This window comes from Janthinobacterium sp. BHSEK (genome assembly GCF_056174685.1).
Map to the genome: position 1 here is coordinate 1 of NZ_JBWBYV010000120.1, position 2,244 is coordinate 2,244.

General features: G+C 61.4%; 2 protein-coding genes and 1 pseudogene. All 3 read left to right on the plus strand.

Annotation, left to right across the window (positions count from 1 at the left end; all coding sequences use genetic code 11):
• Window positions 1-148: 148 nt before the first annotated feature.
• Window positions 149-1,093 (plus strand): YdaU family protein, encoded by a 945-nt coding sequence (locus AC0V2Y_RS26985; RefSeq protein WP_475418030.1) that lies wholly within the window; start codon window positions 149-151, stop codon window positions 1,091-1,093.
• Entirely contained in the window at window positions 1,032-1,760 is a 729-nt protein-coding gene (locus tag AC0V2Y_RS26990; RefSeq protein ID WP_475418031.1) for a hypothetical protein, read from the plus strand. Before AC0V2Y_RS26985 ends, AC0V2Y_RS26990 begins: the two co-directional genes overlap by 62 nt.
• A pseudogene (locus AC0V2Y_RS26995) lies at window positions 1,757-2,244 on the plus strand (hypothetical protein); the annotation flags it as partial. The gene AC0V2Y_RS26990 and the pseudogene AC0V2Y_RS26995, both read left to right, overlap by 4 nt.

The following is a 2,244-nucleotide window of genomic DNA, read 5'->3' on the forward strand; positions in this document are numbered from 1 at the left end:
CCCGGCGCGGCAGCGATAACACCGACTTACATGGCCGGCCTGATTATGAAGGCCGGCTCTTTTTCGCCCTATTTGTTACTGCTGGGAAATTTATTGTGAAAAAGAAACTGAAAATAGTAGTTTTCAAGGACCAGGGTAATCGTCACTCATGAATTACTACCCGCATCACATCGGCGATTTCAATACGCGCACGCTGCATTTGTCTCGCCTGGAGCGCGGCATCTACCGCGACATGCGCGACCTATATTTCGATAAGGAAGCGCCACTGCTTGCCGACACCGGCAGGCTGTTCCGCCTGCTGCGCGTCAGCATGCCCGAAGAAATCGCCGCTGCGCAAAATGTGCTGGAAGACTTTTTCGTCCTGACCGATGCCGGCTGGGTGGATGCTGATGCTGAGGCACAGATCCAGGCGTACTACGAAGGCTTGGAGGCCAGCAGTGCTGGTGGCAAGGCAGCGAAGAAAAAGCGCGAAGAGGCGGCGCGACTGGCCGCTGAACTCGCGGCAGCCGGGCAAAGCACGCTGGATTTTGTGCAACAGCAGCATGCTCAAAGTACAAGCACTGTTCCCGAACAGTTCGCGAACAGTGCGGGAACAGTGCGCGATGGTGCCAACCAAAACCAAAACCAAAACCAAAACCAAAACCAAAATCAGAACCACCCCCCAGCACAGCCAACACTGAGCATAGACCGCGCGGGCGCGGCTACGGCGGTCGAGCTGAGTATTGCGTTTCGCAAGGCAGGCATGCCAACGCAGCCAGCAGATCCCCGACTGCTGGCATTGGTCGAGCAAGGTATCAGCGTCGATACGGCGCTCGCGGCATGCGCCGAGGCGAAAAAGTCCAAACCGAACGGTGGCATCGGCATCGGTTACGTGGTGAGCATCTTGAAGCGTTGGGCAAGCGAGACCAAGGCCATGCAGGTGGCCGGAGCCCTGCCGCCAGCACGGGCAGCACCACGCAGCACGGCGACAGTACGCGATCAGGCACGGCAGGAAACCCTTGATGGATTGACAGGAAGCGGACCACAAAAAAATGAACGACCAAACAACATTATCGACATCACCCCTGGAAGAGCAGGCGCTTGCCTGGCCTGAGAAGGCGATCCCGGAAAAGTGGGTCACGGCGCTGTTCAACAAGATGGCGTTCAGCTATGGCGTGAAATTCGCAGACCAGTGGAAAGGCATCGATCCCGTCGGGATCAAGCGTCACTGGGCGCAAAAGCTGTTCGTGCTGACAACGGCCGAGTTGACGCGCGGCGTCGAGCGGCTGGACACACGGGCCTGGCCACCGACGCTACCGGAGTTCCTCGCGCTGTGCCGCCCGCCCATCGACCCGTCGGTGGCGTTCCACGAAGCGCTGGAGCAAGGCGCGCTGCGCGACCGCGGCGAGCCGAACGTGTGGTCGTCGCCGGCCGTGTTCTGGGCCTGGCGCAAGCTGGGTGCCTTCGATTGCGCGCACAGCACCTATGCCGTGCTGCGGCCGCGGTGGGAAGCGGCACTCGCTGCCGAGTTGGAGCGCGAAGAGATCGCACCGATTCCAGCACTAGACCCGATCGCACTGCCCGCGCCCGGCAAGACGATGATGTCGAGCCGCAAGGCACAGCAACTGATCGGCGAGTTCAAGCTCAAGGCCCTGGGCGATGCCGGCCAAGGCGACGGCAGGCGCTGGGCCCGGCGCATCATGGAACGCAAGAAGGCGGGCATGGAGTTCAGCATTTTCGTCATCGAATGCGCTGAGCGCGAACTGGGGATGCGCGCATGACCATAAACGTGGCCCCAGCCATCCGCCAGTTGACGGCGTTTGCCGATGCCGGGACAAAGCAGGTGCAGTTCGCCACGCGCGTGGCATTGACGCGCACGGCCCAGCTGGCCAGCGCCAATCTCAAGCACGAAATGCGGGACATTTTCCGCAGCCCGACGCCCTACACCTTGTCGAGCCTTTTCGTGCGGCCGGCCACCAAGACCAACCTTAGCGCAGAGGTCAAGCTGAAGGACTTCGCCGCCAAGGCGACGCCGGCGGCCACCTACCTGGCGCCGCAGATCAAAGGCGGTACGCGGCCCATGAAGCGCTTCGAGCGCGCCATGCAGTCGGTGGGTGCGCTGCCACCTGGCTACCGCATCGTGCCCGGCAATGGCGCCAAGCTTGACAGCTACGGCAACATGAATCGAGGCCAGATTGTGCAAATCCTGGCCTATTTCCGCTCGTTCCCGGAGGCCGGCTACAAGGCGAACATGACGGCCCAAGG